This window comes from Vibrio sp. zbq_1, assembly GCF_043102935.1.
GTDB classification, from domain to species: domain Bacteria; phylum Pseudomonadota; class Gammaproteobacteria; order Enterobacterales; family Vibrionaceae; genus Vibrio; species Vibrio parahaemolyticus.
Genome location: NZ_JBICJH010000004.1, coordinates 164,062 through 189,426, shown reverse-complemented (window position 1 = coordinate 189,426; position 25,365 = coordinate 164,062). Strand labels below are relative to the sequence as shown.

General features: G+C 47.0%; 20 protein-coding genes. 11 read left to right on the top strand and 9 right to left on the bottom strand.

Annotated features, from left to right (window positions below):
• Positions 1–78: 78 nt before the first annotated feature.
• Positions 79–963: a LysR family transcriptional regulator gene (locus ACF8CV_RS01260; protein ID WP_138937189.1), complete on the bottom strand. Its 885-nt coding sequence runs from the start codon at positions 961–963 to the stop codon at positions 79–81.
• Between the two features lie 91 nt (positions 964–1,054).
• On the opposite strand from ACF8CV_RS01260, the gene ACF8CV_RS01255 reads away from it, so the two are divergent.
• Positions 1,055–1,963, top strand: a complete 909-nt coding sequence (locus ACF8CV_RS01255; RefSeq protein WP_017447972.1) for a DMT family transporter — start codon at positions 1,055–1,057, stop codon at positions 1,961–1,963.
• A gap of 72 nt (positions 1,964–2,035) precedes the next feature.
• Here the strand turns inward: ACF8CV_RS01255 and ACF8CV_RS01250 are convergent, their stop codons facing one another.
• The 4 genes from ACF8CV_RS01250 to pncB form a co-directional block, all read right to left on the bottom strand.
• Positions 2,036–2,815: a methyltransferase domain-containing protein gene (locus ACF8CV_RS01250; RefSeq protein ID WP_021821358.1), complete on the bottom strand. Its 780-nt coding sequence runs from the start codon at positions 2,813–2,815 to the stop codon at positions 2,036–2,038.
• 170 nt (positions 2,816–2,985) lie between these two features.
• On the bottom strand, positions 2,986–3,504 hold the full coding sequence (locus tag ACF8CV_RS01245) for a glycine zipper 2TM domain-containing protein (RefSeq protein ID WP_005479777.1): 519 nt from the start codon (positions 3,502–3,504) through the stop codon (positions 2,986–2,988).
• Positions 3,505–3,756: 252 nt separating this feature from the next.
• Positions 3,757–4,116 carry a hypothetical protein gene (locus ACF8CV_RS01240; RefSeq protein ID WP_005479882.1) on the bottom strand — a complete coding sequence of 120 codons (360 nt, stop codon included), beginning with the start codon at positions 4,114–4,116 and terminating at the stop codon, positions 3,757–3,759.
• A 293-nt stretch (positions 4,117–4,409) separates the two neighbouring features.
• Positions 4,410–5,720: a nicotinate phosphoribosyltransferase gene (gene pncB, locus ACF8CV_RS01235; protein WP_138937190.1), complete on the bottom strand. Its 1,311-nt coding sequence runs from the start codon at positions 5,718–5,720 to the stop codon at positions 4,410–4,412.
• 299 nt (positions 5,721–6,019) lie between these two features.
• On the opposite strand from pncB, the gene ACF8CV_RS01230 reads away from it, so the two are divergent.
• Both ACF8CV_RS01230 and ACF8CV_RS01225 read left to right on the top strand, forming a co-directional pair.
• Positions 6,020–6,745, top strand: coding sequence for an NUDIX domain-containing protein (locus tag ACF8CV_RS01230; protein WP_005463941.1), 726 nt, complete (start codon positions 6,020–6,022; stop codon positions 6,743–6,745).
• Between the two features lie 32 nt (positions 6,746–6,777).
• Positions 6,778–7,431 (top strand): nicotinamidase, encoded by a 654-nt coding sequence (locus tag ACF8CV_RS01225; protein ID WP_005479858.1) that lies wholly within the window; start codon positions 6,778–6,780, stop codon positions 7,429–7,431.
• 114 nt (positions 7,432–7,545) lie between these two features.
• Here ACF8CV_RS01225 and ACF8CV_RS01220 read toward each other — a convergent pair whose 3' ends face one another.
• Both ACF8CV_RS01220 and ACF8CV_RS01215 read right to left on the bottom strand, forming a co-directional pair.
• Positions 7,546–8,013 (bottom strand): ankyrin repeat domain-containing protein, encoded by a 468-nt coding sequence (locus tag ACF8CV_RS01220; protein WP_005490844.1) that lies wholly within the window; start codon positions 8,011–8,013, stop codon positions 7,546–7,548.
• Between the two features lie 101 nt (positions 8,014–8,114).
• Entirely contained in the window at positions 8,115–9,629 is a 1,515-nt protein-coding gene (locus ACF8CV_RS01215; protein ID WP_169601144.1) for a catalase, read from the bottom strand.
• Between the two features lie 256 nt (positions 9,630–9,885).
• Between ACF8CV_RS01215 and ACF8CV_RS01210 the strand changes: the two genes are divergently transcribed.
• Positions 9,886–10,242, top strand: a complete 357-nt coding sequence (locus tag ACF8CV_RS01210; RefSeq protein WP_005463914.1) for a VOC family protein — start codon at positions 9,886–9,888, stop codon at positions 10,240–10,242.
• Between the two features lie 18 nt (positions 10,243–10,260).
• Here ACF8CV_RS01210 and ACF8CV_RS01205 read toward each other — a convergent pair whose 3' ends face one another.
• Both ACF8CV_RS01205 and ACF8CV_RS01200 read right to left on the bottom strand, forming a co-directional pair.
• Positions 10,261–11,001, bottom strand: coding sequence for a DNA-binding transcriptional regulator YciT (locus ACF8CV_RS01205; protein WP_005463954.1), 741 nt, complete (start codon positions 10,999–11,001; stop codon positions 10,261–10,263).
• 91 nt (positions 11,002–11,092) lie between these two features.
• Positions 11,093–11,482, bottom strand: a complete 390-nt coding sequence (locus ACF8CV_RS01200) for a VOC family protein (RefSeq protein WP_138937192.1) — start codon at positions 11,480–11,482, stop codon at positions 11,093–11,095.
• Between the two features lie 181 nt (positions 11,483–11,663).
• Between ACF8CV_RS01200 and ACF8CV_RS01195 the strand changes: the two genes are divergently transcribed.
• The 7 genes from ACF8CV_RS01195 to ACF8CV_RS01165 all read left to right on the top strand — a co-directional run bounded on the left by ACF8CV_RS01195 (position 11,664) and on the right by ACF8CV_RS01165 (position 25,337).
• Complete coding sequence (locus tag ACF8CV_RS01195; RefSeq protein ID WP_171055848.1) at positions 11,664–12,143, top strand: peptide-methionine (S)-S-oxide reductase; 480 nt, start codon at positions 11,664–11,666, stop codon at positions 12,141–12,143.
• Positions 12,144–12,695: 552 nt separating this feature from the next.
• Positions 12,696–13,136 (top strand): PTS sugar transporter subunit IIA, encoded by a 441-nt coding sequence (locus ACF8CV_RS01190; protein WP_005436338.1) that lies wholly within the window; start codon positions 12,696–12,698, stop codon positions 13,134–13,136.
• 11 nt (positions 13,137–13,147) lie between these two features.
• Positions 13,148–14,548: a fructose-specific PTS transporter subunit EIIC gene (locus ACF8CV_RS01185; RefSeq protein ID WP_392415857.1), complete on the top strand. Its 1,401-nt coding sequence runs from the start codon at positions 13,148–13,150 to the stop codon at positions 14,546–14,548.
• A gap of 121 nt (positions 14,549–14,669) precedes the next feature.
• On the top strand, positions 14,670–17,501 hold the full coding sequence (locus ACF8CV_RS01180; RefSeq protein WP_138937195.1) for a GH92 family glycosyl hydrolase: 2,832 nt from the start codon (positions 14,670–14,672) through the stop codon (positions 17,499–17,501).
• Between the two features lie 133 nt (positions 17,502–17,634).
• Positions 17,635–20,055 carry a GH92 family glycosyl hydrolase gene (locus tag ACF8CV_RS01175; protein WP_138937196.1) on the top strand — a complete coding sequence of 807 codons (2,421 nt, stop codon included), beginning with the start codon at positions 17,635–17,637 and terminating at the stop codon, positions 20,053–20,055.
• Between the two features lie 47 nt (positions 20,056–20,102).
• The gene (locus ACF8CV_RS01170) at positions 20,103–22,808 is read left to right on the top strand and encodes a GH92 family glycosyl hydrolase (RefSeq protein ID WP_138937197.1); all 2,706 of its coding nucleotides are present in this window, start codon (positions 20,103–20,105) and stop codon (positions 22,806–22,808) included.
• Between the two features lie 72 nt (positions 22,809–22,880).
• Complete coding sequence (locus tag ACF8CV_RS01165; protein ID WP_138937198.1) at positions 22,881–25,337, top strand: GH92 family glycosyl hydrolase; 2,457 nt, start codon at positions 22,881–22,883, stop codon at positions 25,335–25,337.
• Positions 25,338–25,365 lie beyond the last annotated feature (28 nt).

The window sequence follows — 25,365 nt, the reverse complement described above, 5'->3', positions numbered from 1 at the left end:
ATAAAAACTCAATAAAACACGTAATAATTAGACGCAACTTTTCTATTTTCCTTCTTAATTAAGAATATTTAGTCTTAATTACAGACACTGCTGCTTTAACCAGTTGGTCAGTTTGACGATCTCGGCCTTCTTTGCTCGGTTCTTCTTGTGCACAAAATAAAAACTGTCGCCGGTTTCTAAACCATGAGATGGGATGTAAACCAAGTCTTGTGCTTTATCTCGCTCGTTCAACATGAAGTCATTGGCAAACGCGATGCCTTGATCGTACCTTGCAGCCTCAATCGCCAAGAGCATGTGGCTAAAATGCTGAACATCGACATCATTTGGTAACGTGTAACCACCCGCTTTGCACCATTCGGCCCAATCTTTCCCTCGTTCACGATAAATAGAATCTGTCGAGAGAATGGGATATTGCCACAGTGCGTCGGGGATAGATTGGTCTTGGATTTCTTTCCAAATTTTATGGCTACAAACTGGGTACAGCGTTTCAGCATAAAGCTTAACCGCCATATAGTTTCGTTTCGGTTTTTGCACAGTAATAAAGCAGTCGCCCACGCTGTCCGTTTGCTCTGGATCGCCCGCGACCATATTGAGTGTGAGGTCGATTTCAGGATACAAGCGCTTAAAGTCTGCCAAACGTGGGATCAACCACTTCACTGCCAACGAGCTGTAAATCGCTAACCGAATACTGCCTTTATCCCCTTCTCGCACCTTTTGACTCGCCATCGCAATTGAGCTAATAGCCGGGCTGATGTCTTCTAAATACCGCGCGCCCGTATCCGATAGTGAAAGCTTGCGACCTTGGCGAATAAAAAGCGATTCGCCCAAATAATCTTCAAGTAAACGAATCTGATGGCTCACCGCACTTTGCGTCACGTTAAGCTCCTCAGCAGCAAGGGAGAAACTCAGATTTCTCGCAACAACTTCAAAACAGTGAACCGCTCGCAATGGTGGCAATTTCATTATCTAAAAATCTCATACTTAAACTAATAAATATCACTTCACTTCATCCTATGACATCACCTAATCTTTGGCAAAGAATGAGGAGAAAAATGTGAAAGTCACATCTGTCGGGGCAGCAATGCTGCTATTAATTGTCGGGAATCTTATTGCGGTGCTTTCGGACTCTTTGATCAAAAGTGTCGCGAATGAAGTGCCGATGTTTCAGTTTGTCTTTTTTCGACAAATATCAGCGGTTATGTTCCTCCTTCCTGTCTGTTTGTTAGCAAAACAAACCAACTTTATGGAAGGATTTAAATGGCATGCGGTTCGTGCTCACGTGTGGCTGTTGGGCGCGGTATTTATGGTCATGGCGATCTCATCTTTGCCGCTCGCAACTGCGAACGCTATCTTTTATGCCGCGCCATTGATCATGCTCCCTCTCGCTGCGATTTTTTTCGGTGAACAACTATCTAAACAATCGGTCGCTGCGGCGGTAATGGGATTTGCAGGGGTCTTGGTGATTATTCGCCCAGATCAAATTGATTGGGCAGCAATCTCAGCGTTTGTGGTCGCGTTAACGTTAGCCATTAACAATCTGTTGATTCGTAAGCTGCCAAAAAACCAATCAGTGATGCAAACCTTGCTGATGACCAACTTGGCCGGTATTCCGGTTGCGTTGCTGTTGGTGCTTATTGAGGACCAACCTTGGCAATGGGACGCGTTCCCTGTCGCGGCAGGGTCAAGTTTGTTCATTATGATCTATGCGGCAACTTGTGTGCTGGCGTACCGTTCTATCGATAGCAACAAAATCGCGAGTGCAGAATACAGCGGTTTGATTGGTGCGGTTGTCGTTGGCTTTATCTGGTTTGGTGAAATACCAGATATTTTCATGGCCATCGGTACAGTGATGATCGTGGTGCCACTGATCTGGCTATCGAAACGCGAGCGTCGCAAGCAGAAAGAACATGCTCAGCTTCAGGCTCAAAAGGAGCACGAGCAGCAACAAGCACACGTTGCTTAATAAAGCCTACAAAACAAAAACCGAGCTTTCTGTGCTCGGTTTTTTTGTTGGTATCGAGAATCGAATAAGCCGCTAGGTTGTTCTTACGTAGGCAACCACGTGAGATAAAAACTGCATGGCGTAACGTTCATTGAATCGCATTCTATATTCGTGCTCGGCTTCAGAAACAAAACGCCAGTCTTCACCAAAATACGCTTTGATGTCATCGACTGCTTCTGCCCGATCCTTAATATGCTTAGCATTCCATTGATATGTGCAGGAAACAACAAGTACGCCACCGATTTGCGTCGCTTGTTTCAACGCGTTAATAACTCTTAATGGCGATTCACACTGATCCAGCACGTTTAAACACACCACCAAGTCATAAAACTTAGAGACGGTGTGTTTCTCTAACGGTTGATTAATCAACTCTAAATCGACGTGTGCGCAATTTTGCACTAACTCTCGATTATCTACCTCAACAGTTTTGAACGTGTTGAGCCCATGAATATAAGTCAGCTCGACCTGTTGTTCTTCCACCAACAACTGTTTCAATCCATTCAACAACATACCTGACGGCTCAACAAGCGTTGCTTGTTTTAGGCTATCTAATCGCTGAACTAACTCATAATAGTTTCTACCTAACGCAGCGCCAACCTCAAGTAAAGCATGAGGCGGTTTTCCATTCTTCGATACCGCTTGAGTAATAAAATCCGCCACTTGCGAACAATGGGATGATTTAGCAAAAGAAAGTGGAACAAGTTTCGACTCACTGGTGATCGCATCAACCTGCTTATCTTCCACAAATTTATCGAACCATTGTGCCTCAAAATAACCCGCCAAACCTCGACTGTTTAGGTAAAAATCTTCCATGCTGATTCCGTGTGTATTTTCAAAGGTTCTATTGTATCGAGCAGAGAAATTTAAGCGGGTTCTAGCTACACATTCTTGCGAGCAAAAAAATGAAAATACGATGAATGCAAAAAAGCCCTTTCATCTATCAGACCAAAGGGCTTGTCTTTATCACTCAATTCAAGCGTAGATTATTGTGGCAGAACCACTTTGCCATCTTGAATTGGGAAAGTTTTCGTCGCAGGTTTGCTTGCCATACGAACTGTGGTTGGTGCACCAGCCACTTCATACGTTACGTCGTAACCTACCACCTTCTCAGAAGTCGTGTATTCGGTGTGACACTGCTTCTTCGTGGTCGTAATCACATCGCCCTTCTGCACATTTTCTTGAATCTTACGACCCGTCAATGCACCTGCGATCGTGCCTGCTGCGGTTGCGATGACTTTACCAGAGCCACCACCAATTTGGTTGCCTAGTGCTGCACCAGCTGCCGCGCCGCCTACCGTACCGATGATTTTGTTGTCATCTGTTGGCTCAACTTGCTGAGTCACTACCACGTCTTTACATACTTGGTGAGGATTTTTCACAGTTTCAGTGACCGCTTCCACCAAAGTAATATTTGCTTGAGTTGGCGCTGGTGGCGTTTTGTCTTTACAGCCAGCTAGTACAGCAACAACTGCCGTTGCAATTGCGATAGATTTCATATTCATGATTTACATCCCAGTATGGTTTGCTTTGATGAACGGTATAGTAAATCGCGAAGAGAAATTCACATCAGGCGAAAACAAAGCCTCTGTCATTACGGAGTAAAAAAACGGCGTTTTATAAAGAGAGCGTCAGAACAATCTCAGCGAGAGGTTAATTGAGGCCAATTCACATCACTGAGGTTTATTGTTTTGCGCTATTCACTGTGGGAGGTGATGGTTTGCACTTGGGCAAAACCATCACTAAAGACATTTGAGTTACGCCAAACTCAAAAACAGCTCGTCGTCTGTGAGGTACTTATGACGATGGCTCAAATTGCGAACATGCATGAACATAAAATCCGGAAAACCAGGGGCGATGATGTTGTTTGGTTCCCAGCACACACCGCCGACAAATACGTAGCGGCCTTGCTTCTCTTCATCATGCAGTTGATTGTTAACAACTGAAGATAACTCAGCGCGGCACCCTTCTACCACACAGACGATTTGGCCTTTAAACAAGCCAATGACACGTCGCACGAGGTTCGCTTTAATACCGCATTTCCAGGCTTGGCGTGTTGCCATCTCATAGCCGTGTTTTCTTATCGCTTTCTTTTGCAAATGTACAACTAAATTCATTTTTGACTCCTGATTCAAGCTATTACGTGAAGCCCAAAGTCATGAAAAAGCAGATAAACGCATAGATAAACTATGTGATCAGGCTAAGTGAGTGCTCTGCGAAAGAACACTTTCCACAATGCCGCAACGTTGGGAGTATCTATCAATCATAGTCTCTAGCGACGCAAAAAACGCAAGGGAGCAAAGATTGATATAAGACTTACTATAACGAAATCACCCTCTTCGTTTACCGATATAAATTTATCGAAACGATAGAGGGTGATTATCAAGAAAGGAGCTAAAAAGCGTGGTGTTTACGCATCAATAAGGTAGTTCTGCCCTTCGCTTTCGAGGCGATCAATAAGCTTACGACATTCATTTAAATCAAGCGGTTGTTCAAAACGACGTTTAAGATTCATCAAAAAGAAAATGTCTTCACACATTGCCTTTTCTGGCTCGTCACTGATTTTAGCGACTGGAGAGCCATTACAGGTCACCATTTTAATCACGATGGAAAGCGGCTGATACGCCTCGCCTTTATCGTTAACGTAATTGCCCATGTCATTTGCCAGCGACGTACCGATACCGAAGCTCACTTGCACACGGCCTTGGAAATGCTCACAAATGTCTAGCGCTTGCTCGAAGTTCAAACCATCCGTAAAGACTAGCGTCTTCGTCATCGGGTCGATGCCAAGCGACTCATAGTGCGCAATCATCTTTTCGCCCCAAGTGAATGGGCAACCGCTGTCGTGACGAACGCCAACGTACGCATGACTCAACTCTTCATCGAAGTCTTTGAGAAATGCATCGATTCCGATGGTATCCGTCAGTGCGATACCCAGTGCGCCATTAAACATTTTTTGCCAACGTTGCAGGGCAATTTTCTGCGAATCACGTACGTTTACTAACGCTTGATGGCCCATAAACCACTCGTGAGCAACCGTGCCAATTGGGGTAAGATCTAACTCTCTCGCCAAATGGTAGTTACTGGTTCCCGTCAAGCATTGTGGCAATTCCTTGCTTAAGTACTCCAGCATGGTGCGCTGCGCTTGAAAAGAGAAACGGCGACGCGTCGACATATCTGCGAATTTGAAGTTAGTAATGTTGCGACGTTCTAGTTCGGCTTTCAAATAGCGAACTTTGTCTTCCAATACGGTTTGGAACTGCTCGAACGGGATATCTGACCAACGTTGACGGCTGCGAACTTCCGACACAATGCTCATGATGATGGTTTCGTACAAAATGGTTTCCTTCCACAAACCATTGATTGTAATGCGTAACTGGCTTGAGCCATCCGACATGGTTTTGTTATGGAAAGAGACATCGCTTTGCGGGTTAAAACGGAAGTGACGTAACGCTTCGACAAACTCGGGCTTTAGGTACGGCGCAACGCGCTTCATGTACGCAATTTCATCTTCAGTAAAGCGAACATCTTGAAGTTTAAGAACTTCTGCCTTTACCTCTGGCAGCAATTCCGACAGATCTTCTTCGCTACGCACGATGAATTTGTACGACACCATCGCATCAGGATAAAGCGCGGCAACAGCACTCATCATGTTTACTTTGTACACATCAAAGTCCAATGCACTTTGAATGATGCGAGAAGAAAATAGTGTGGTCGTCATTCGGAGCCCTTCTACATGCCCTTCCGTGGGTATATAACTTTTTGTTACTAACTAATTTGCGTAAACAATAAACACCCATCTTTAGTTTGTCAACTTTTGTTACTAACCACTCTTTTTTATATGGTTTTTCCGTTTAAAAATTCAGCACTGATTGTGAATAAGTCAGATTTATAGGCATTGTTATGCTCAATCGATTTCGTTAACAGCGTCGACAATGTTTCTAACAACTCGTTACTTACCCATTGATTGACCACTTGTTATGCGCTAGATTACTTACAAATCAATATTAGGACCCAACCATGATCGTAACTGTCGACATTATTCCATTCAGGCTATCTGGCTGTGCCGATAAAGGATTGGAAGTGTTGCTGATTAAACGTTCAAATCCGAATCGGCCTTACCATGGTGTCTGGGCATTACCGGGCGGGTTTGTCTTTGATAAAGACTTGACCAGCGAAGGCGGACGTCCGGCAGATGAAAACTTTGAAGCGGCGCGCCGACGCATTTGCCGCGAGAAGATTCATACCTATCCTCGTCACTTCAGCGAAGCGTTTATCGACGGTGATCCTAAGCGCGATCCGGAAGATTGGAGCTTAAACATCACCCACTACGCATTGGTTGACCGCAATAACGTCGAGCAAATCAACAATGCTGGCGTGCCCGAGTGTCAGCTCAAATGGTTCCCATTGCAGGCGATCCTCAATGGGGAAGAAACCCTAGCGTTTGATCACCAGAAAACCATCGAAAAAGCATGGCAGAAACTGCGTGCTTCGATTGAGTACACATCAGTGCTGTTGTTCGCACTCGATAAAGAATTTTTGGTCGCTGACATCATTTCTGCATATCAAGAATTTGGCATCGACATCAGCCGCATGACCATAAAGCGCCGTTTGATCGACTCAGGTGTGTTGAAGCCGACCAACAAAGTCGCGTCCACCAACAAAGGCAAAGGCGGTAAGCCAGCCATGGTGTACACGCTGACAAGCGATGAAGTGACCTTTTTTCAAAACTGTTTGCGTGGCTAAACGCAAGCAATCAGACAGACAAGGAGTCTGCCATGACTGTTCGAGTTAACTATCAAACTACAGCCGTGATCGACGTTGATCCAGAGAAAGGCTTTAGTGAGCTTTGTCCAGATGAATTACCTGTAGCAGGCGCATTGGACATCGTGCCGGAGCTACTAAAAAACCATGCGAAAGGTCGCTTGAAGCTAGTAAGCCGTGACTTGCACCCACCCAAAGCCGCTTGGGATGCAGAAACGCCCGCGAACATGCTAGAGCCCGTTGGCTTGCCAAATGTCGACGTAAAATGGAATCGCCACTGTGTGCTTGGCACAACAGGCGTAGAGCTTCTGGATGGGTTACCTCCAGTGCTTGACTACGATTTCCAAGTCAATAAAGGGATGGATCCGGACGCGCATCCTTACGGCATCTTCTTCCATGACGTGGCTGACACCAAAACTACGGGCGCAAATGAGTTTCTGAAATGCAATAAAATAGATACCGTCGTAGTTGGTGGATTAGCGCTCGATTTCTGCGTCAAGAAATCCGTTATGCAAGCGTTAGATCTCGGCTTTAAGGTGATTGTGAATCTAGCTGCAACTCGCGCCGTTCTGCCAGATACGGTCGACAGCGTGATCGCAGAGATGAAAGAAAAAGGCGCACTGTTTGTCAAAAATGCCGATGACATTATTGTTGAGCGCTTCGCGTAATTAACCGGTTTCCTTGTGTAAAAACGGCCCAGATTTCTGGGCCGTTTTTATTTGCTTATTTTGGGATCGCGTCTTACTAATCATTTGCTTGGTTTTTCTTGACCTGTTTTTGCTCTATTTATTCTGAAGAGATTTCAACACTTCCGACTGGCCATAAATCTCTGCAAACGTCTTCAAGTCGAGTCCGGCTTTGTTGCGCAAATCGGGCGAACATTCCGCTTGATACAAGTCTTTCGCTATACTAATTTCGCGCTTAATCAGCGCCCCCATCAGGGCCGTGTTACCACGCTTGTCTTGTAAACAGGCATTCGCTCCAGAGTCGAGCAGTAACCGTACCGTGTCTTTATTACCCTGATATGCCGCCACCATTAGCGCGGTGTAACTTTCATTGTTGCGCTGATCAATCGGGAAACCTTGCGATACAAAGGTTTCAACCACTTCATTGTTACCAATGCGCGCAGCATCAAAAAAGAGCTCTACTAAGGATTGATATTGAGTTTCGAGTTTGTCTTGAGAGGCAAACAAGCTAAAAGATAAACCCAAAGAAAATAGTACAGAGCTGAGCAAGAATACGTTTTTCATTCACCCATCCTCATTAAAAATGACAGAAAATGGCCTACGGGAGCCCTGATTTTCGGGCAGAAAAGAGCAGATACTTCTCCCGCAGGCCAAAACTTTACGCCTTACATCATCGCTTTGTTTTTCACTTGCGAGAGATTGGTATCGGTCGCTTCAGCAAGACGCGAACCGTATTCTTTGTCTGCACGATAGAAATAGCTCACCATCGTCGCTTTGATGTCTTTATCCATTACCTTATTCAGGTCGCCCGCTAGGTTAGCAATCAGATCGCTTCTGTCTTGTTCATTCATGCTGCGGTACAACACGCCAGCTTGATAGAAATCTCGTGGTTTACTGATCGCTTTTTGCTGAACCGTACCGACGAGCTTGGTTTCTACCGCTTTAAACTGATTGTCTTCAGCCAAGTTAAGCTTGCGGCTTGGTTCATAATTTACGTCCCCATTGCTCAGCTGCGCGTTATTGCTCAAACCATTTTGATTATGATTACGAACAGACGTTAACGGACGGTTCACTGGCAGCTGGAACAAGTTCGCGCCTAAGCGGTAAAGCTGAGTGTCAGCGTACGCAAACAAACGGCCTTGCAACAAACGGTCTTCCGATGGCTCAATACCTGGGATCAGGTTTGAAGGTGCGAATGCCGACTGTTCGGTGTCTAAAAAGAAGTTTTCCGGCAGACGATTAAGCGTCATGGTGCCCACTTTGCGATCCGGTACATTCAACCACACTTTGGTTGCATCAAGGCCGTTGTAATCCAACTTGCTTAACGCTTCTGGCGATAACACCTTCACGTACAGATCCCACTTAGGGTAGTTTCCGCGACCAATTTCGGCATACAAATCATTCGTAAGGTGATTGAAGTCTTTACCCTGCATTTCCGTCATTTCATTAGGACGAAGACTCTTAATGCCTTGTTGGCTCTTCCATTGGAACTTCACATAGTTCACATCACCTTGTTGGTTGATCCACTTGTAAGCGTGAACGCCAAAGCCATCCATTGTGCGATAGCTCGCTGGCGCACCAAGATTGCTGTACACCCAAGTCAGCATGTGAGTCGCACTTGGTTCATGGCTAAAAAAGTCAAAGAATCGGTTTGGATCCTGAACGTTGTTCACTGGTGACGGTTTCAGAGAGTGCACCATATCCGGAAACTTAATTGAATCGCGGATGAAGAACACAGGCAGGTTGTTCCCTACCAGATCCCAGTTACCCTGTTCAGTATAAAATTTAGTGGCAAAACCTCGTGGATCACGCAGCGTCTCTGGCGATCCTTTTGAGTGAATAACGGTCGAAAAACGAACGAAAACAGGAGTCACCTTTCCCTTTTCAGTGAAAGGAGCGGATACCGTTAAATCACTAAAATCGCCAGACGCAACAAATTCACCGTGCGCCCCCGTGCCACGAGCGTGTACAACTCGCTCAGGAATACGTTCTCTGGCAAAACGTTGCAATTTTTGGATCAGGTGAACGTCTTGCAGCAATACGCTGCCGTTTTCACCTGCTGTGATTGAATTTTGGTTGTCACCGACTGGTGCGCCGTTATCTCTTGTCAGGGTTTGCGCCTGTAGAGATGTGCTGGCTAAGCCAACTGTAATTAATAAAAAGCTTTTTGACATCTGCATGGTTGCTCTCCAATGCGTGCTAACCATTTAATCCACGAGTGGTAAATGGATATTCAAAAGCTCTTTTCTGCCCACGAAGAATATATCTTCAAAGATTCCATTTGTTTAATGGGAATTGGCGATAGATTTGATAGGGATAAACGATGAAAGTTTTCGTTTTTCATCTATTTAGATTAAAAAACAAACCAAAAGCATGAGAATCTCGTGGCAAGAGTGATTACACTGAATAAACATCACCAAGCAGAAAGGATATTGCATGCATCAACATGAAAAATTGAACTACGTTGAATTTGGTACGCCCAATATCGGTGCCACTAAGGCGTTTTTTGAGCACGTTTTTGGTTGGCAATTTGTCGACTACGGCCCTGACTACGCGGCCTTTTCTGGCCAAGGTTTGGATGGCGGATTTTATTCGGCAGAACAAGTCAGTCAAACCTCAAACGGCGCAGCACTATTGGTGTTCTATAGCTCTGATATTCATGCCACGTTAGAAAAAGTAGCGAAGTTTGGCGGACAAATCATCCGCCCTATTTTCGAGTTTCCGGGCGGATGTCGTTTCCACTTCACTGAGCCAAGCGGAAACGAGTTTGCAGTGTGGTCGGAGAGTCACTGATTCAGCGGTATTGTGTTGTTAACCCAACACCACTTCAACGCCGAGTTTTTTCAACTGTTCGAGGTCGCTTTTCGGAGCGGCTTTGTCAGTTAACAACACTGAGATTTCGTTTGTCTTGCCAATCGACGAAGGATAAATCTGACCAAACTTGCTGGAATCCGTCAGTACGATATTGCGTCTTTTCTTTGCCAGAATGGCCTCTGCAATGTCGGCACGCATCATGTCACGGCTAGTAAAACCTGTGTCTTGGTGAAATCCGTCAATGCCTAAGAAAGCCGTGCTGAAATGAATGTTTTCAATACAGAGTTTGGTGAGCGGGCCAACGAGGCTTTCGCCTTGGTGCTGATACACGCCACCCAACAAGATAATGTTGGCCGATGTATTGCGGATAAGATGCGCAATGTAGGCCGATGGCGTAATGATAGTCACGTCGCCACGCTCGGCTAACGTACGAGCCAATAGCGCATTTGCACTGCCCCCTTCAATCAGCACCGTCTCATTCGGTGCGACCAAATCCGCGGCTTTGTTAGCAAGTGTTTGTTTAATATCAAAACGCACTTCTAAGCGGGTATCTATATCATCACTTTGCAGTGCGGTAGCAGCGCCGTGAACACGCTTTAAGTAGCCCTGTTGCTCAAGAAAATTCAAATCCTGCCTGATGGTCACGCCCGACACGCCGATGATGTCAGAAAGCTCCGTGACTTGAACGCGTTTACGGTCATTCACTAATTGCAGGATTTCATTTTGTCTTGGGTTCACAGGCTCACTCCTTATTGATGAGCTTGCAGTATACGCCCGAACACTTTCATATGAAAGCAGCCTGTGAACAGGGTCAATAAGCTAAGTCGCGTTAAACGGTAAGCTCAATACGGTTGCCATCTGGATCTAATACGCAGCTATCGTAATAACCATCGCCAGTGTATCTCGGCCCGTCAATCCTTTGATAACCATCTTCCACCAAGGTTTTGGTTATTTGGTCAACGGCCTGCTCTGATCCTAATGCGAAGGCAAAGTGTGCCAACCCTGTTACTTGCATCGCGTGAGAGTTTTCACAGGCGCTCACTCCTTCCATCGACATCAACTCCAATCGAGCACCACTTTCAAACGAAAGAAAATAAGACGAAAAGTGCTTCTTCGGATTGTGGTATTTATCGTTGGATACGGCGTTAAAATATTTCTCATAAAAGCCTTTCAGCTCTTCCAAACGCTCTGTCCAAATCGCGACATGTTCTATTTTCATATTGGCTCTCTTCGTAAGTATTTTTGATTCAATAATTGCTGGCATTGGCATCAAATCTAACGAGGACGACTTGAATGAAAAAGAGAGCAAATCACTGCAACCTTGTTCCTGTTTTATGGTAGGAGTTGTGTTTGCATGACGGTGTTGCCCATAATGGCGCAAAGTTTTACAGGATAAAATGATGGAAGAGATTTACTTCGCAGGCGGCTGCCTTTGGGGCGTACAAGAATTTATGCGCCACCTTCCGGGCGTAATCAGCACCGAAGCTGGACGAGCAAATGGCAAGACGGATAACACTCAATCTGAATACGATGGCTACGCAGAATGCGTTCGCACCGAGTTTGATCCAAGCCAAGTGTCGGTTGAAACCTTAATGGGCTATTTCTTTGAAATCATCGACCCATATAGCATCAACAAGCAAGGGGACGATGTTGGTGAAAAATACCGTACCGGCGTATACAGCCATGATACCAAGCACCTGGAAATCGCCAAATCGTTTATAGCAACAAGAGACGATGCCGATAAGATTGCGGTTGAAGTATTACCACTAAAAAACTACGTTCCAAGCGACGAAGAGCATCAAGATAGGCTCACTCGTTTCCCAAACGATTACTGCCACATCCCGTTAGATTTGCTGCATAAGTACAAAAATCCGTCTTAATGGATTAGTCAAATTCAGCGTAACAACCCTCCCTAACCTCCCCATGGCTTCAGATTCGGAGCTTACATTCGCCAATGTGTCTCAGGGGAGGAACTAGCTGAGTTCACTATCAGTTCTCCTAAGCCATCACTCCGCTCCGCGGACGAAGGAGCGTGGTGATAAATCTATTGCCAACGAGCAACCTGTACCATTGACCCCAACAAGCGCTCAAAACAAGAGTGCTGCTCGCTTTATGTCTTTTCTCAAAGAGATAGAAAATAGAGCGATTAAAAAGGTTATTGGAGGAGATTTAGCACAGTGCCTCTTTTTTATAGCAAAATTGAACCATATTTGATTCCCTTCTCGTTTATTTTCAAGCTTCATTATTAATTTCAAAATAAATGGAATATAAATCACATAATAAATTTTATAATATTCCGCGTTATTAATGACGGCTATCACACTTAAGCTTGGGTGATACAAAAGTATAGTTATTGTATTTTTTTTACTATTTCAGAAAACCGTAACATTAATTAAATTTGCCTCATTACTTCAGTACCAATGAGTCAAAAAATGATTACAGAACTAACAAACGTCAATTTAATTAAAGGCAATCTTCAAGCAAATAATAAAAAAGAAGTCTTTGAAGAGCTAGCGCAAATGCTATTCGAAAATAATCGAATCAGCAGCAAAGAGGCTTTTTTAACCGACATCGAAGCGCGTGAAGCATTAAGCGTAACTTCAATGGACGGTATCGCTTACCCACACGCAAAAAGCAAAGCGGTTACAGAGCCTGCAATCGCTGTTGGCGTAAAGCGCGAAGGCATCGAGTATGGCGACGAAGAGGGAGTCAAACCGACCGTATTCTTCATGATTGCCTCACCAGATAACGGTGCCGACCACCATATTTATGTTCTTCAAGAATTATTCGGTAAATTTAGCGAAGAGTTTATTGAAGATATTCATAACGCAAAAGACGAAAACCAAATACTAAATATTTTAATTAATTCATAAGGCGTGAAATTATGAGTACAATCACAGCTCAAGCTAGTAATAATAACGATTTCAAAAAAATCCTAAGTACCATGAAAGGTCACCTTTTATTCGGTACTTCTCACATGCTTCCATTTATCGTTGCGGGTGGTGTACTACTGGCGCTGGCGGTAATGGCATCAGGTAAAGGTGCGGTTCCAGCAGACGGTTTATTGGCTGATATTTCTAATATCGGTATTAAAGGTCTGGTGCTGTTCCCAATTATTCTTGGTGGCTTCATCGGTTACTCAATTGCAGACAAACCAGCACTAGCACCAGCGATGATCTCTTCTGGCATCATGGCTGACATGGGCGGCGGCTTCCTTGGTTGTATCGTAGCGGGCTTCATCGCTGGTGGTGTGGTATTCCAACTTAAGAAGATCCCTCTTTCTGCTAACATGACTGCGTTGGGCGCTTACTTCATCTACCCACTTGTTGGTACGCTTATCTCTGCAGGTATCGTTCTATGGGGTATCGGTGAGCCAATCAAGATCTTCATGGCTTCGATGAACGAATTCCTAGCTTCTATGGCTGGCGCTTCTAAAGTGGTTCTAGGTACGATTCTTGGTGGTATGACTGCATTCGATATGGGCGGTCCAATCAACAAAGTAGCAACGCTATTCGCTCAAACTCAAGTTGATACTCAACCATGGCTAATGGGTGGTGTTGGTATCGCAATCTGTACGCCTCCTCTAGGTATGGCACTAGCAACATTCCTATTCAAGAAGAAGTTCACTAAGCAAGAGCAAGAAGCAGGTAAAGCAGCAGCAATCATGGGCTCTATCGGTATCTCTGAAGGTGCTATCCCATTCGCAGCAAACGACCCTGTACGCGTTCTTCCTTCAATCGTTGCTGGTGGTATCGTTGGTTGTGTGTTCGGCTTCCTAACAGACGTACTACTACACGCACCATGGGGCGGTCTAATCACAGCACCTGTATCAAGCAACATCCCAATGTACGTTGTAGGTATCGCACTAGGCTCACTAACAACAGCAGTTATCGTTGGCTTCTGGAAACCAGTTGCTGAAGAAGAAGCAGAAGACGAAATCGTAGAAGCAGCACCGACGCAAGCTCAAGCGGCTCCAGCAGCAGGCGAAGGCGAGTACGACATCGTAGCAGTAACATGTTGCCCATCTGGCGTAGCACACACATTCATGGCAGCGAAAGCACTAGAGAAAGCAGGTGCAGCAGCGGGTCTAAAAATCAAAGTAGAAACTCAAGGTCAAAACGGTATCCAGAACCGCATCACTGACCTAGATGTAGCAAACGCGAAGCTGGTTATTCTAGCTCACGATATCCAAGTAAAAGACGCTCACCGCTTTGCAAAAGCAAACGTTGTTGAGTGTTCAACGAAAGAAGCGATGCGTAACGCAGCGACTCTTGTGAAAGCTTAAACCTTAAGCTCCTCCCCCTAAGAGCCCTTTCCCCCAAAGGGCTCTATTTCAAGTTTTTAAGTTTTAGTAATACCTCTGCTTTCAACAACTACATAAACCTACAACTTACAAGGCTTTAAAAATGAAATTCAAACCTTCCCTACTCGCTTGCGCAGTTCTCAGCGGTCTAGTCGGTCTGACTGGCTGTAACGACGACACAACCAACATTTATGAAGGCGGTGATACCAACCCTGCACTGCCGGATATTCCTGACGGCGGCAAGCCAGTATGTCCTCCAGTTGGCGATGGCGACTGTGATGACAAGCCAAACCCAGAAACACCTGAAATCGACATGGGCGTTCACATTCCGGTAGATTTCGCCGATATGGACGTAACACGCTACGTCAACCCATTTATCGGTACAGGTAACCTAGGCAACACCTACCCTGGTGCAACCACACCACACGGCATGGTGCAGCTTTCTCCAAACAACGGTTCTAACGGCTGGGAATACATTTCAGGCTACTACTACCACGACGCACGTACTTCCGGTTTCTCTCATACCCACCTTTCCGGAGCAGGTGCAGGCGACTTGAACGACATTCTCGTCATGCCAATCAACTCACGTTCGGATTACATGATTGACGAAGGTTCAGCAACGCTAAACCTAGAAGCGTCTCGCTTCCAACATCGTGACGAGCAAGCGACAGCAGGTTACTACAAAGTCGATCTATTGGATTACGACATCAAAGCCGAGTTGACGGCGTCGGATCGCGTTGGTGTGCACCGCTACACCTTCCCTCGTGATGAGAAGTCAGAAATCATCGTGAACACTGGCTTCAAAATTAACTGGGACTACACCTCAGATTCTTACTTGAAATGGGACAAAGACAATAACCGCCTTGAAGGTCACCGTTTCTCTGATGGTTGGGCACCAAGCCAAAAAGAATTCTTCGTGATGGAATTCGACCAACCAATCAAAAACGTTCGCTTTGCTTACTACGATAAAGAGCAAGGTCGTTACATGGACGTGCCAGAAGGCATTACGGAAATCGGTAACGAAACACGTGGCAAGTATCAATACGCACGCGCTTACGTTGAGTTCGACACATCCAAAGACGGCTTAACGGTTGAAGCGAAATTGGCGCTATCAAACGTTGAGATTGGCGAGAATGGCAAATCAGGTGCTTCTCTTAACATGACAGAAGTTGCTGGCATGAACTTCGACCAAGTACGCGAAGCGGCAACGAAGAAATGGGAAGACGAACTCGGCAAGATCCAAGTCTCTGGCGACGAAGATTACAAACAGACGTTCTACACCGCGATGTACCACTCGTACCTAGGTCAAACCATTCACTCTGACTTAGATGGTCGCTACCGCCAAGTTCACCAAGGTCGCAACGCTTACCCAGATGGCAACACACCTTGGGGCGATAAGATTGATACGCTGAAAGAGTCAATCCGCACTGCCGATGCTAACAAAGATGGCAAAGCAGACTTCACGCGCTACGACACTTTCTCGTTATGGGATACCTACCGCGCAGTTCAACCGCTGTCTTCGATTCTTGAGCCAGACCGCTTAGCAGACGTGGTGCTGTCTATGTTGTCTTACGCAGAAGAAGAATGGGTGGATGACAATGGCAACGTGCGCAAAGGTCGCCTGCCTGAGTGGACATTCAAAGGCAACGAAACAGGAATGATGATGGGCATGCACTCAACGCCTGTGATTCATGATGTGTTGTCGAAAGGCTCACTAGAAAAACGCATGATCGATCTTGGCTTTACAGAAGCAGAGCGCAAAGACGTTAAAGAACGTTTAGTTGAAGCGATGATCACAGACGCGCGCGCCGCAACAAGCCAAGGCGTAGCATGGATCAAAGAGTACGAAGAACAAGGTTACGTGCCAGCGCAATTGCACGACACTCCACCAGATTCTTACGGCGGTCACTCACCATTTAAAGACTCTTGGACAGCATCTTACTCGCTTGAATACTCAATGAACGACTGGGCAATCGCACAATCGATCAAAGAAGTGTTTGGTGAAGAAGATCCACGCTACACCGAGTTCGCTAACCGTTCTAAAAACTGGCAAGCGCAATTCGACTTCGGCGGTAAGCAATACCAAGGTTGGTTCAAAGCCCGTGACTACGATGGCGAGTTTATCGATGCAGGTTGGGTAGACCCAATCACCGGTCGCGCGGTTGGTAAAGACTGGCGTCCAGACATGTTCAACTGGTCATTCTCTGAATCGAACGGCTGGCAATACTCGTTCAGCGTTCAACACGACATTCATGGCTTGATTGACCTGATGACACGCTTCGACAAGACACAAAACCCTGAAGCAGAACGCGGTGACTTGTTCGCAGCTCGCTTGGATGAGTACTGGTCAACCTACCCAGACCGCAACGCAGGCGACAACCAATTCCCAGTGTTCAACACAGGTAACGTTGGTCAGCACGTGCAAGGTAACGAACCAGATATCCACGTGCCGTACTTGTACAACTACGTCGGTCAACCTTGGAAAGGTCAGGCAGCCATCGCCGCAGCAACCAACATTTGCTACAAGAACACCGCTGACGGCATTTGTGGTAACGACGACTTCGGAACGCTCTCTGCGTGGTTCGTGTTCCGTGCACTTGGCTTCTACCCAGTGAACGCTTCTTCTGGCATCTACGAAATCGGTACTCCGCTGTTTGAAAGCGCGTCTATCGATGTCGGCAACAACCAGAAGTTCACGGTTACCGCGAAGAACGTTAGCCGCGAAAACATCTTCATTCAATCGGCTCGCTACAACGGCAAAGACTTCAACCGCACTTACCTGACTCATGACGAAATCATGTACGGCGGTGAGTTGGAGTTCGTGATGGGCGACAAACCAAATCAACGTTGGGGCTCTCTAGAGCAAGATCTTCCACCAGCACAAGGTATCGGTGAGTTCTTGCATGAAGACGAGATGCCAGCAGGTTCTCGTTAATCCCAATAGTGACAACTCAGCCGGGGGAGCACATCTCCCGGCTATCCCTACAAGCAAATTTTATAAGCAGTCCTTTATAAACAGTCTCTTATAAACACTTTTTATATACGAATAACGACAAAATGGTATGCACATGTTTAAACGTAATCTTATCTCTTTGGCCATCCTGGTTGGTCTGACGGGTGGCTTGGCTGGCTGTAACAGCGACAACGATTCTTCCTCTTCACTGCCGGGCGATCCAATTGTTGATCTTGCGGTATTGAAATACGTCGATCCAATGATCGGCACAGCGGCTTCTGGTCATACATTCCCGGGCGCGACGGTACCGGCAGGTATGGTTCAATTGTCTCCAGATACTTTCATCGGCTCTAACACAGACCATGAATCAGGACTTAACCCTTGGCACTCGGCATCTGGCTACTGGGATTCATCCAACTACGAAACTGGCGAAGTGGTTAACACTGACGTTCCGCTGTACGGCTTCTCACATACTCACCTTTCAGGTACAGGCGCAACGGACTTAGGCGACATCTTGGTTCTGCCATACGCAGACATAGCGAACACACAACTGAACTCTTTCGACAAAGCCAATGAAGAAGCAAGCGCAGGCTACTACAAAACCAAGCTAAACCAAGGTCAAATCGAAGTAGAGTTGAGCGCAACCAAACGCGTTGGTTTGCACAAATACACTTTTGCTGAAGGCGCGGACCGTAACGTGAAGTTCGATTTAGGTCATACCCTAATGAACAACAACGGCAAGTCTTTGAAGAACAAAGTAGAAGTGGTGGACGAATACACCATTCGCGGTCGTAAAACCTCAACAGGCTGGTTCCAAGGGCAAGATCACCAAGGTCAGGACATCTTCTTCTACGCGAAATTCAACCAACCAATCGCCAAAGCACTGTTGGGCGAACAAGATCTAGAACCAACGCGCGAAATGCGTAATGGCGCGGTTTACTCAGGCGATGATCTGACCGCTTACCTAAACTTCGGCACAGGCGAAGAACCAATTGAAATCCGCGTGGGTATCTCTCCTGTTAACTGGCAAGGCGCACAGAAAAACTTAGAGGCGGAAGCACCAAGTTTCGACCTAGCAAAAGTAAAAGAAGACGCAGAATACGCGTGGGCTGAGAAGCTGGCGAAAATCAAAGTAGAAGGCGGCACAGACGCAGAGAAAACCAACTTCTACACTGGCATGTACCACATGATGATCGCCCCAATCGAGTTCTACGATGTGGACGGTCAATACGTCGATATGCTTGGCACGGTGCGCACACTGAAAGATGGCGACACACCAAACTACTCGATTTACTCAACGTGGGATACGTTCCGCGCGGTTCACCCAATGTGGACCATCATCGACCCAGACCAGGCAACGCTATACGTGAAAGACTTGATTCGTAAATCCAACGACGAGTTTGGTTTATTGCCGAAATGGGAAGGTCATGGTTCAGAAACCGGCACCATGATCGGCTACCCATCGGCAGCAATTCTAGGCGATGCGGTGACCAAAGGCTTGATTGATGCAGAGCAAGCTTACACCGCGTCAGTAAAATCAGCACGTTACACGCCGCATGAATACCCACAGATTCATGACGACATCCTAAGCTCAATTATGGCAGGTCAGTTGAACTACCACGAGAAAGAACAGTGTGTTCGTTACCCGAACTGGAACTCAGTGTCGTACTCGTTGGAATTCTCATTCTACGATTGGACGATCGCAGAAATGGCGAAAGCTGCTGGCGATATGGACGCGTATGAAGAGTTCAAAGCACGCTCTTACAACTCTTTGAAACACTGGGATGCAAAAGCAGGTAACGCAGACGGCACAGGCTTCTTTGTACCGACGGAACTGAAAGAAGGCGACCCATGTGCGCTGAAATACGCTTCAACTGACTTCGACCCTTACAAGTCTGACGCGTTCTACTACACCGAAGGTAACGCGTGGCAGTGGCAATGGGCGTTCATGCAAGACTTGGACAAGCTGACTGAAATCATGGGCGGCACTCAAGGTCTGAACGACAAGTTGAACAACCTATTTACCGCCGATCCAAATGGCGGCGAAGCACACCAAGACATGACAGGCTACATCGGTCAGTACATTCACGGTAATGAGCCTTCGCACCACGTCATCTACTTGTACAACCGTACTGAAGAATCTTACAAGGCGCAGGAATACCTAGACCAAGTTTACGACCAGTTCTATAAACCAACGCCAGACGGCATCATCGGCAACGAAGACGTAGGTCAAATGTCAGCATGGTACTTGATGTCGGCACTGGGCTTCTACCAAATCTCGCCAACCGATCCAACCTACAGCATCGGTCGCCCAATCTTCGACAAAGCGACGGTAGACATTGGTTCTGGCACCTTCACGGTAACGGCTGAGAACAACGGTCCAGACAACATGTACATCAAAGAAGTGACCATCAACGGTAAGCCTCTGGATGTGTACAACACCTTCCAGCACAGCGAATTCAAAGCAGGCGGCGAACTGCACTTCGTGATGACGGCTGACAAGTCTGAAGCAATGCAAGCCAACCTAGGCGAATAATGATTTTGAGGGGACCTCGTGTCCCCTTTTCTCGTGGAATAAAAACAATGAAACTAAAAAGACCCCTACTCTCTACTGCAGTGTTAACCGCCATGCTTGGTCTTGCTGGTTGTGGCAGCGACTCTGATCCAGAAACTCCAGTTATCTCTACCCCTACTTTGGAATTCGTTGATACCTTGATCGGCACTAAAGGTCTTGGCAACGTCAACCCATCGCCAGTGATGCCAGAAGGTATGATTCAACCGTCACCAGATAACTTCGATCCAAACGGTTGGAATGGTAAAGGCTCGCCTGTTGAATACGATCCTGTGCACCGCTTGCTTTCTGGCTTCTCAATGACCCACATCTCTGGCGCAGGTAAAGGCGACCTAAACGACTTCGCTTTCTTGCCATACACAGGCTTCAATACCGATGCCGTGACCATGGATAAAAGCTCGGAAGTGGCAGAAGTTGGTTACTACTCGGTTGACCTTGTAGAAACTGGCGTAAAAGCTGAACTGTCGGCAACCGATCGCGTGGCGTTCCAACGTTACACCTTCAAGCCGGGTGAAGATCGTAAAGTGCGTATCGACCTGCAACACGAACTGTTAGAACAATACGGCAACCACTCTCGCAGCATCTACTACAAACGCGTTAATGACACCACCGTCGTAGGCGCGCGCACCTCAAACGAATGGGGTCAATGGCAAACCGTCTTCTTCGCGGCAGAATTCTCTGATCCAATCATTGAAGAGAACCTGTACACCAAGCTGGCTTCTGAGAGCAAACTGACTCCAACTGACGCTACCGAAGTCGGCTTAGAAGATTACCGCGGTTACGCAGAGCACAAACCAATGCCGGGCGAACCAGAACCTGACCCAGAACGTTTGGCAAAACGCGCAAACGATGTCCTGACGCATTTGAACTTTGGCAAGAGCGATGAGCCATTGGTGGTCAAAGTAGCGATTTCTGGCACTGGCGTTGACGGCGCACTGAAAAACCTAGAAGCAGACACTAACGGCTGGGATTTCGATAACGTCGTACAACAAAACCGCGTGGCTTGGGAAAACATCCTTGGCGAGTTTGAACTAGAAGGTGGCAACAAAGCCGACAAAACCATGTTCTACACCTCGCTCTACCGTACGTTTGTTGCTCCATTCCTATACCAAGACGTGGATGGCAAATACCGTGGCATGGATGGCAAAGTGCACCAAGCAGAAGACGGTTTAGTGAACTACTCAGTATACTCAATGTGGGATACGTTCCGCGCCGCACACCCACTGAAAACCATCATCGATAAAGATCGCGCGATTGAACACGCACGCGATCTATTGAACAAATACCAAACGGGTGGCGTGCTGCCAAAATGGGAACTGCACTCGGATTACACTGGTGAAATGGTCGGTCATCCTGCGGTTTCGGTAATTGCTGATATCATGGTCAAACACCCAGAAGCCTTTACTGCCGCTGAGTTTGATTTGGCGTTAAAAGCTGCTGACGAAACAGTCAACTTCAACCTTGATAAAACAGAGAGCTGGGTGCCTTACCAAGATGCTTGGAACGGTGACAAACGCTTCACGGTCATGACGCGTCATAACGACTACCAAGAAGACGTCGGCTTTATTCCAGCCAATACCAAATGGGCGCCGGATTCTGGTGACAAACCGGGTTACGTAGAGGGCTTAAAAGTCGATAAATACGACGAGCTCGTGAACGAATCGGTGTCTTACGGTCTTGAGAATGCTTACTACGACTGGTGTATCGCTCAGATCGCTAAACTTGCAGGCAACGACCAACAGTACGACCGCTACATGGCGCGCTCAGAATCGTTCAAGAACTACTTCGATTACAACCCAGAGCAATACGGCAAACTGCAAGACACCAAAGGCAACGCATTGGGTGCGACGGGCTTTATGCGTCCGGCTTACATGAACAGCGGCAGCAAGGTTTGGGCAAACAACCTGAAAGCCGAATGTTTGGACGAGAACATGGCGCTGTCTATCCCAGACGGTATGGACTACAACGCGTGTAAAGACCGTAAAGCACTCAACGAAAGCGACGTTTTCTGGCCTTACCGTGCTGAGCACCGAGGCGAAGATTTTACTGAAGGCAACACATGGCAATGGACATGGTTTGCACCGCACAACTTGAACGGTCTGGCTAACGTGATGGGCGGCGAGCACATCGACCGTACTGACTTCTCTCTTCCTGAAAACGTAACCGAACAAGGCAAAGCGGCATTCTTAGCCAACTTGAATGCGCTGTTTAATGCGGACTCCAACGCCGATACGAGCCAATCACACGACATGTCTGGCTACATCGGTCAGTTCGTGATGGGTAACGAGCCTGATCACCACGTGCCTTACCTATACAACTGGACGGCAGAACCTTGGAAGACACAAGAAATCGTCGACCAAGCGATGAACGAGTTCTACCACCCAACGCATGAAGGTCTGATTGGTAACGAAGACGTCGGTCAGATGTCGGCATGGTATGTGATGTCTGCATTGGGCTTCTACCAAGTCACACCGGGCGAGGCAAGTTACACCATCGGTCGTCCTCTGTTCGACAAAGCCGTTATTCCAGTCGCGGACGGTAAATTCACCATCACCTCAGAAAATAACAGCCAAGAGAGCATCTACGTGAAGTCGGTGACCATCAACGGCAAACAATTGAGTGACAACTTCAGCTTCGCGCACAGCGATTTGAAAGACGGTGGTGAACTGCATTTCGTCATGACTTCAGACAAATCTGAAGCGATGAAAGCGCAGTAACCGATACCATCCAAATAACGAAAGGGGGCATCGAGCTCCCTAAAAAAACTTCACTTCAGTGGAACCATAAAAATGAAACTAAAAAGAACCCTTATCTCTACCGCTATACTTGCTGCCATGTTTGGTCTTGCTGGTTGTAACAGTGACGACGACAACAGCAAATCTGGTACTCCATCCCTCGACACCACGCTAACCCAATACGTCAACCCATTGATTGGTACGGGCGCAGACGGTCACACCTTCCCGGGGGCGGTTGTGCCTTACGGTTTGGTACAACTATCTCCTGATACCGAAATGGAAGGCTGGGGCTCTGCTGCAGGCTACTTCGACCACGGCAAGCTGACTGAAATCCCGGTGTATGGCTTCTCCCACACTCACCTTTCTGGCACAGGCATTACCGACCTTGGTGATATCTTAGTTCTGCCTTTCACCAAGAAAGAAAACGCCGTTTTCAATACCTTCGATAAAGACAACGAAACCGCAGAAGCGGGCTACTACGCGGTTGAACTGAACAAAGGCGAAATCAAAGCTGAGCTAACTACCACGCAACGTGTTGGCTTCCACCGCTACACCTTCAAAGAAGGCACCACGCCACACATCAAGTTCGATTTAGACCACACCCTCAACAAAGGTCACTTCAACAACCGCACCATGAAAGGTGATTTAGAGTTCATCGACGCTTACACCATTCGCGGTTTACGTAGCTCAAACGGTTGGGCGAACAACCAACACGTGTACTTCTACGCTACCTTTAACCAACCTATCGTCAAAGCCATTGCTCTAGTTGACGGTGCGGAAACGGAAATCGATGTAAACAACGACAACATCGACGCAGTGAAAACCATCGCTTACCTAGAATTCGCACCATCATCAACACCGCTAGAAATCCAAGTAGGCTTGTCACCAACAGGCACAGAAGGTGCAGAGAAAAACCTAGAAGCAGAAGCGAAAGACGTGTCATTTGATACTGCGCGCGCTCAAGCCAACGACGCATGGCACCAAGAGCTTAGCCGCATGATGGTATCTGGCGGCACAGAAGATCAAAAAGAGATCTTCTACACCGCGCTTTACCACGCTTCTATCGCGCCAATGATTTTCCAAGATGTCGACGGTCAATACCCTGCGATGCGTACTCGCATTCAAAAAGACGCGGGCGATACGCCAAACTACTCCGTGTACTCCATGTGGGATACTTTCCGCGCAGCGCATCCACTAAAAACCATTATCGACCCAGAACGTGCCGAAGAGTTTGCCAACGACCTGATTCGTAAATACGAAGACGGTGGCATCTTGCCGAAATGGGAACTACACAGCCACTACACGGGTACTATGATTGGCTTCCCTGCGGTTTCTATCATTGCTGACGCGATGGCAAAAGGCTTAGACATCGACCCACAACTTGCCAAAGAAGCGGCTGAGTTTACGGTGCGTTACCACGAGGCGTCTGAATTCCCAGATTGGACGGAAGACAACAACATCGGCGCAGCAAACGTTGTGCAAGTGAAGGTGTACGAAGAAAACGGCTTTGTTCATCACGGCTATTGGAACAGTGCGTCTTACACGCTTGAGTTTGCTTATGGCGACTGGGCAATGGCAGAAATCGCGCGCATGGCTGGCGATGTAAAACTGCAAGAAGAGTTTATGACTCGTGCTGACAACTGGCTTAACCATTGGGATGCAGAGACGGGCTTCTTACGTCCGAAAAACCACCCGCTAAGCTCATCACCAAACAAACCGCCTTTGGAGTTCAACCAACCAATTGATGAAGAGCGTTTGGATGAGTGTGAAATGGTTGAGTGGACAGAAGGCTCGGGCGTGATGAAAGAGAAATGCCCGCTGCTACCATTCGACCCTTATTATGTGGACGAGTTTGCCTACACCGAAGGGAACGCGTGGCAATGGAAGTTCCAACCAATGCACGATTTCAACCGTCTGAAACAAAAAATCTACCAAGCAGACTTGGCACAAGGCAAAGACACCACGCCAGAGAAAGCCTTCCGTGAAGACTTGGACGAGCTATTCAATGCGCGTTCTTCCAACACTGGTGAAGAACTGCCAGACCTAACGGGTTACATCGGTCAGTACATGCACGGTAACGAGCCATCGCACCACATTCCTTACCTATATGCGCTAACGGATGAGCCATGGAAAGCGCAAGAGTACCTAGACCGCATCATGTCAGAGATGTACACCAGCGAGCCAACTGGTTTGATTGGTAACGAAGACGTGGGTCAGATGAGCTCTTGGTACTTGATGTCGGCAATGGGCTTCTACCAAGTGACGCCTGCGGATCCGGTCTACACCATCGGTCGCCCTATGTTTGATGAAATCACCATTCCAGTGGAAGGCGGCGAGTTCACAGTCATCGCGGACAACAACAGCCCACACAACAAGTACGTGAAGTCCGTAACCATCAACGGCAAACCGCTGGATGCCAACTTCACCTTCAAGCACAGCGAAATCAAAGCGGGCGGCGAGCTTCACTTCGTCATGACGGGTGACAAGCAAGAAGCGCTTCAAGCTCAGTAACGTTTTATGTAATTCGTGTTTAAAGAAT